The following is a 6,722-nucleotide window of genomic DNA, read 5'->3' on the forward strand; positions in this document are numbered from 1 at the left end:
AGTGGGCCGTTCGAATATCTTGTTCAACGGAAAATCGACCTCAATTTCCTCATTGATGCGTGCCGTGACACGAATGGCGGCCAACGAATGTCCGCCCAAGGCGATAAAATCGTCATGTACGCCCACTTTTTTAAGTTGCAACACCTCTTTCCAAACCCCTTCAAGCAGCTCCTCGATTTCGTTTCTCGGTGCGGTGTAGGGTGTGTCCATCGACAATTGTGCGCTGCTCAGGTTCTCCAGCGCATTTTTATCGACCTTTCCGTTTTTGGTCAAAGGTATTTCATCCATATACTTGAAAAGGGTCGGCACCATGTAGGCGGGTAATTTGTTGGCAAGATATTGCCGTAGATCCTTCACCGAAATATCTGGATTCCCCGTGAAGTAGGCGACCAATTTTTCCGGGGGTTGTTGGTCGGCCTCCGATCTTTCATAACCGATCTCTTCCATTATGCGCTGTACCTCGGTTTCGTCGATGGCTTCGTTGATTTCCACCAAGCTTTCGTCCCGCCTCTTGTGGCCCAAACGAACGTCCCAACTATAGGGAAAGGCATAATTGCTATAGCCTTCTTCCTTTTTATGTACGTAGATGCCGACCTGATTGATCAGGCAATTTGTGGAACGCCCGGTATCGGTCGGCCGAACCCATCCTAATTTATCCTTTAAATAGATCAATAGTTCTTCTAGGCTAACATCGCTGTACCGGTAAAAATCGACGAACTGTACTTTTTCGAACACGGTATCATCCTCGAACGCGGATACATCCAAGAGTCTTTTTACCGCATCTTGTTCGCGGTGGTAGAGTTTTCGGGCCTCGAGAATGGTGTCATCAATTTTTGTAGTATCCAAAGTATCCTCCCAAAAAAGCTCCTCGGTCAACCGCGTCTCGAAGAATTGCCCTCTTGAAAGTCCGGTTAAGATAAAGGGAATCTTTTTTTCCAGAGCGATTTGGGTACTCAGGGTATAGATGGTCTTAAAACAGCCGTTACAGACGTTGTGATGTCGGTGCAAACTATCGACAAAAATTTCGTTCATATGCGGGGTCTCGCCGTAGACATGGTCGACACCCAATTGGGTTACGATATGATCGATATTTTCTTTGGCCTGATCGGAAATGTAGCCATTGTCCATCGTGAAAGCCAAGACGCGCAGCCCCATATCTATCAGACGTCCTAAAACATAGGTGCTATCTTTTCCTCCACTCAGAAGGGAAATACAATCGTACGTAGGATTTTCTAACCGCTTCGAGGTCAATATCCGCACCAGTTCGTCGTCATTCTTGAAATAGCGTTTTACTTTATCTTCGTAGTTCGAGAACGAGGTACAGAGTTGGCAGACGCCTTGTTCGTTAAACTCGATTTCCGGATAATTGGAGGGGAGTCCGCATTGCACACAGTTGACCACCTCGTTTTCAGGAACTGTTTTTCTATCGGATACCACGACCACGGTACAATTTTCTATTTCGGGATGCGCCGCCATATTGGCCTCGATATCGGAAAGTTCGATACGGTGTCCCCGAAGTTTGACCTGATTATCGATACGGCCCAGATATTCAAAATCCCCAGCCGCATTTATTCGGGCCAGATCGCCGGTGCGGTACATTTTGGAATTTTTGATAAAAGGATGGTCCACGAATTTTGACGCAGTTATCTCTTCGGCATTGACATACCCGTTCGCCAGCCCTGTGCCGCTCAGGTAAAGTTCGCCGATTACGCCTTTTGGCACAAGGTTTAGGTGGTTGTCCAAAACATAGGCCTGCATTCCGATAATCGGAATGCCGATAGGCAACGACGTGCCGGTATGTTTTTCCGGCTCGTATTCGCTGACAATACAGCCCACGGTAGCCTCGGTAGGACCATATTCGTTAAAAATCTTTAGGCCCGGCCCAAAGGCTACGCTTGTCGATTTTGCGAGCTGTACCTTGAAATCCTCTCCCCCGACAATCAAGGTCCTGATTTGGGAGGCATCAAGATTACGCCCTTGAAGAAGGGCCAAATGTGAGGGCGTCGCCTTTATGGTGTTTACCAGATCATCTTCGATTACCCGTAACAAGCTTAGATCGGGCCCCTCGTCCATTTCTTTGTAGACGATGATCCGCCCACCGTTCAGTAGGGGCAAAAAGGTCGAGGTGAGCGTCAGGTCGAATCCGATGGAGGTAAACAGGGGGAATATGGATTTTTCATCTATGCCATAGTGCTTTCCGGCCCACCCCATATAGTTCGAAAGGGCACGGTGCGTTATCAGTACGCCCTTGGGGCGGCCGGTACTGCCCGATGTGTACAAGACATAGGCCAAATTATCCGGTAGCGGTGCACCCCCAAGATTTGATGAAGACTCTTTCGCAATGTCTTGTTTTTCCGAGGAAACATCGAGAACGGATACGATATCGCCCGCAAGCTTTTCCCTCAACTTTTTATCGGTAATTACTATCGAACATCCACTGTTCAAAAGCATATAGCCGATACGATCGGAAGGTTGGTCAGAGGCAATGGGAATGAACGCCGCCCCGGTCTTCAGTATCGCTAGAACAGCGATGATATATTCGGAGCTTCTATACAGGTGCAAACCCACTTTACTTGATTCTATTATCCCTTGATTTTTAAGGTAATGCGCCAATTGGTTCGCCCTTTTATTCAATGTGGAATAGGTCAGAATTTCACCGTCGTATTGTAAGGCAATCGCGTTCGGCCGCTGTACGACCTGCTGCTCGAAACTTTGCAGAACGGAAAATGAAGTTTCAGGATTTTCTTTCTGCTCGGCCGCTAACAATTCCCTTTCCTTCGGCGATATCATGCTTGCGTTTCCGATGGGTTGGTCGATATCATCAAGCAACGCATCGAACAGGCGTAAGAAATGATCGGGTACGTAGTGTTCAATAGCTGCGGGAAATACTGATTTGTTCAGGTCGAATGCCAATTCGAGATCGTTCTTCCCGTTAAAAGCATACATATGGCAGCGAAGGGCATGTGAATTGTCCATATGCCCGTTATGCACCCATTCCGCTTGGGTGGGAAAACCATTAAAATCAGGAAAATCGGCCTGTATATAATTGAGCACCGTATTGAAACTTCGGCCGATATCAGCGGATGCGGCTCCCGTATGTGCATGGCGCAGATAAGCGTTGGTCTCCGTTTTTACACGTTTCAGTACGGATAGAAAAGTATCGTCTTCGGCAATGTCCACAAAAATGGGAAGTACCTCGATAAAGAGTCCGACAGTTTTTTGGAATTGCCTTTCGGCACGGTTATGCGCTGGAACGCCAATAGCCAAACAGTTTTCACCGCTTACCCTGTGAAGATAGACGGAATATACCGTCGCAAAGAGGGTGAAAAGGCTTAAATCTTCCGTCCAACTTCGAATTTCGGGCCGTTTGGCAAGTTCACGGAGCCGTGACGTACGGTCGGTGCCTAATTTTGCGGATACCCGGGTTGTGGCGGTGCTGTTTCCGTTTTCTTTTTTGCCATACAATTTTGGGGAGCCGGGTCTATTTGCTGTTTTGCCTTTCCAGTAGGCTTGAGAGGCTTCGTTTTTGGCATCGCTCCGTTGTTGCCCTTCGTAAAAAACATAGTCCGCAAAGGATGTTGTTTCTCCAAAATCATCCAATTTTTGATTGGATCGTATCTGGTATAGCGACTCCATCCTTCGGTAGAGTAAGGCGTTGGATACGGCATCCGTAACCAAGTGGTGTATTTTTAGAAACCAAATATATCGGGAGTCCCCCAGTTTTAAGAGTACCGAATCGAAAAGCTGTTCGGAAAGTTCAAGCGGTGCTTGGGTGCGTTCTAGAATCCAATCCTTTATAACCTGCTCATCGCTTTCTGTCGTAAAATCTATAGTTTCAACAGGGTAATCCACCTTTTGGAGAACGAATTGATAGGGAATACCATCCTTTTCGGTAATAACCGTTCGCAATACGTCGGTGCGGTCGATCAATGTTTGAAAGGCATTCTTGAAAAAAAGCGTGCTCAAATCTCCTGAAATATCAAAAGTGTATACCACATTGTGCAACGGCGAACCGGGGTGCATGCGTTGGCCTGTCCATAAAGACAGCTGACTTTGGGTCAGGGGGATATACTTGTCCTTTACTTGGGTCATAACCTAATCTTGGTTTAAATGGACATCCTCTCTTTTAGAAAGATAGTCCATGATACTACCGAGGGTCATAAAATGTTCTACCACCATATCGGCATCGGGAATTTTTACATTCAGTTCGGCTTCAATAAAAACCACGAGTTTCATCATGCCCAAAGAATCGATGATGCCACTACCCAAAAGGTCGTCATGAACATCGATTTCTTCCGGTTGTAGGTCTGAAATACTGCTGGCAATATATGCCTTAATTTTTTCTATCATATAACTTCTATCATAGCAGCCATTGCTTTTCTATCTATTTTTCCTGAACTTGTCCTAGGAAAATCATCTAGTATACGAACGTTCGAAGGTATTGCGTATGCCGGAAGTTCAGTACCGCACCATTGTATTAGGCTGTCGATATCCAATGTATCCACACCAACCGCCTGCTTTACAAAAGCTACCAGTTCCTGAGCTTCTTCGTCTTTTCCGATAACCACAACGGCGACCTCTTCGACTTCCGCATTTTTTAAGAACACCGATTCGACCTCGTCAAGTTCTACGCGATACCCCCTTAGTTTTATCTGCCGGTCGTTACGGCCCAGAAAAAGGAGCTCTCCTTTTTCGTTCTCCCTTACCAAATCACCGGTTCTATAATATATATGGTCGTAACCTGCTGCTATTCTTATCCGATACAACGCTTTTTCGGTCAAGGCCATATTGTTCCAATAGCCTTGCATTCGAGTCGCCGAGCGTACCACTAATTCACCGACGGCTCCCTCGGCCACATCATGATTATCCTCACCTAAAATCTTATACGACGTATTCGCCCATACCCTACCTATAGGGATAGGGTCATCGGACGCTGGTGCTACCTTTACGTCATAGCAGGTACAAAGAATCAGTTCCGCAGGGCCGTATAGATTACTGAAACGGGCATGCGGCCAAATTTCCATTAATGCCCGAAGATGCTTGGTGATAAATACTTCCCCGGCGAACAATACCCATCGCAGTGCACCAAAATCGTGTTTTTCTAAGGTACCGCTCAAATAGAGTTGTATCAACATCAGCGGTACCGAATACCATACTGTTATTTTCTCTGTAGCGATCAGTGCGCTCAGGCTTGCGGGCAATTTCAGATGTGCATCGGGTACGATGACCGTAGTGGCCCCGACCAAGGGAGCTACAAAATAGCCGAAGGTAGAGGGGTCAAAATGCAGGGGCGCAGGATTGCCAAAAATATCATCGCTGCAAAAATCATAGGTGTCCGCCGCAATTTTGGCAAGACTTAGGCCACTATAATGGGTGTGCATTATACCCTTGGGTACGCCAGTAGAGCCTGACGTATAGAGTATGAACGCGAGATCTTCCTCAAGAATACGCACCGGTCTATACCTGTCGAGCGGATATGAAAAAATGATATCCCATGAAACCGAAGCGATCGACGCCGTTTGAACATTGCCGATAAGGGTTTTTATTTGAGTAGATTTAGCGGTAATTTGTGCCAGTCTTTTTTTCTGGCCGCTGGTGGTCACCAAAATCTCGATGCCACAGTCCTCAAGAATACGTATTGTTCTTTTTGCGGGGGCAAAGGGGTCTAGGGGTACGTAGGCCGCGCCCGACTTAAGAATGCCATATACGGCCAGCGCGGTTTCAAGGCAGCGGTTCATGTAGATGCCGATCCGGTCGCCTTTTTGTACGCCCAACGCTTTGAGATGAACCGCAAGTTGACTTGATCTGGTATCCAAATCGGTGTAGGACATGGTTTTGTCCGAACAGCGAAAAGCGTCCTTTTTAGGGAACCGGGCTGCCGATTGCTCGATAAGATGTACCAGATTGTAAATCATAAATAGGGGCTTGAATCTCCTAAAAAATCAATCGGTTAAAGGTATTGAATTGGAATCGGGTTAACAAAGAAATACGAATGTTGTCTAACGATATTACCAGTTCGTTCAACGAAAAAGTAAAAAAAATAAAGTAGTTTATCGAATATATTATCATATTTATGCTTTCGGAACAAAAACGGACACTACTATGAAACCTTTCCAAAAAATCATCCTTCTTTTACTATTGGTGCTACCTTTCTTGGGTATCGCCCATAACCCCGACCAAAGCTATATTTACTTGAGGGTCTACGAATTCAATGGTATCGAGGGCAAGTTCGATTGCCATGTCAAGGATATCAACTCTGCCTTGGGGATAGATCTTGATGAATATGCCACCGATGAAGAATTTGAAAAGCATCTTGCAGATTTACAGGCCTATCTGATCGAACATTCCGCCTTTTCCTCCAAATTCGGCAAGCACAAGGTTATCTTTACCGGTAAGCGCACCAAGATACGCACCAACACCGGTAATTTTTGGAACCTTAGGTTCTATCTGGACAATATGGAAACCGTTCCCGACGAACTGACCGTGACCTATGACCCTTTTTTAGAGGACGATACCAACCCTCAACAGAACTTATTGGGCTTTGAATACAACTGGAAGGCGGGTCTGATCAACAACGAGACCATCTTTGCGCTTGATTTCAGTAGGGGCGGTACCACCCAGACCTTAAACCTGGTAGAAACCGGACTGTGGAAAGGCTTTGTGGCCATGGTACGCCAAGGGGTTTGGCATATTTGGATCGGCATCGACCACATACTCTTTCT

4 protein-coding genes are annotated in these 6,722 nt (G+C 46.3%); 1 reads left to right on the plus strand and 3 read right to left on the minus strand.

Annotation, left to right across the window (positions count from 1 at the left end):
* From ACEW8S_RS13675 to ACEW8S_RS13685, 3 genes are all read right to left on the minus strand, one after another.
* Window positions 1–4,092: amino acid adenylation domain-containing protein (locus tag ACEW8S_RS13675; protein ID WP_373518702.1), on the minus strand; the 4,092-nt coding region annotated here is incomplete at its 3' end.
* Between the two features lie 3 nt (window positions 4,093–4,095).
* Window positions 4,096–4,350, minus strand: a complete 255-nt coding sequence (locus tag ACEW8S_RS13680; protein WP_373518703.1) for an acyl carrier protein — start codon at window positions 4,348–4,350, stop codon at window positions 4,096–4,098.
* Complete coding sequence (locus tag ACEW8S_RS13685; protein ID WP_373518704.1) at window positions 4,347–5,915, minus strand: amino acid adenylation domain-containing protein; 1,569 nt, start codon at window positions 5,913–5,915, stop codon at window positions 4,347–4,349. Before ACEW8S_RS13685 ends, ACEW8S_RS13680 begins: the two co-directional genes overlap by 4 nt.
* A gap of 187 nt (window positions 5,916–6,102) precedes the next feature.
* On the opposite strand from ACEW8S_RS13685, the gene ACEW8S_RS13690 reads away from it, so the two are divergent.
* Window positions 6,103–6,722, plus strand: a 620-nt coding sequence (locus ACEW8S_RS13690; RefSeq protein ID WP_373518705.1) for a hypothetical protein, incomplete at its 3' end; no start/stop codon positions are given.

The organism is Pricia sp., assembly GCF_041745955.1.
Classification (GTDB): Bacteria; Bacteroidota; Bacteroidia; order Flavobacteriales; family Flavobacteriaceae; genus Pricia.